The sequence below is a fragment of the Nonomuraea diastatica genome (assembly GCF_004349015.1).
Taxonomy (GTDB): domain Bacteria; phylum Actinomycetota; class Actinomycetes; order Streptosporangiales; family Streptosporangiaceae; genus Nonomuraea; species Nonomuraea diastatica.
The window spans coordinates 1-356 of the sequence record NZ_SMKP01000482.1; the positions used below are offsets into that span (position 1 = coordinate 1).

The 356-nt window shown below is 66.0% G+C and carries 1 protein-coding gene; it reads right to left on the bottom strand.

Features of this window, described 5'->3' with window-relative positions:
- A partial coding sequence (locus E1294_RS52265; RefSeq protein ID WP_132520865.1) for a transposase family protein occupies positions 1 to 356 on the bottom strand: 356 nt, incomplete at both ends.

A 356-nucleotide genomic window follows, 5' to 3' on the forward strand; every position in this document is an offset into this window, starting at 1 on the left:
GCTGCAGCGTAGCTTCCGGAGGATCTTCCAGCTCTTCAGCTGCGCATTCGCGCGTTCCCCGGGTCCGCGCAACCTGGCGTGCGAGCGGTTGGCCTGCTTCTGTGACTCCGGCTTGTCCTTGCCCTTGTACGGGGTGAGAACCGGGCCCTCGGCTCCCTGATACGCCTTGTCGGCGAGGGCGATGATTCCGGCTTCCTCCAGGGCGCGCAAGATGCCCCAGATCCGGGCAGCACTCAGGTCGTGCGTCTTGCCCGGCAGTGCTCCAGAGGTCCACAGGATCGTCCCGTCCGGTGAGGCGATGACCTGCACGTTCATCCCATGCACGCGATGCTTGCCGGAGAAGTAGGGCCGGTCGG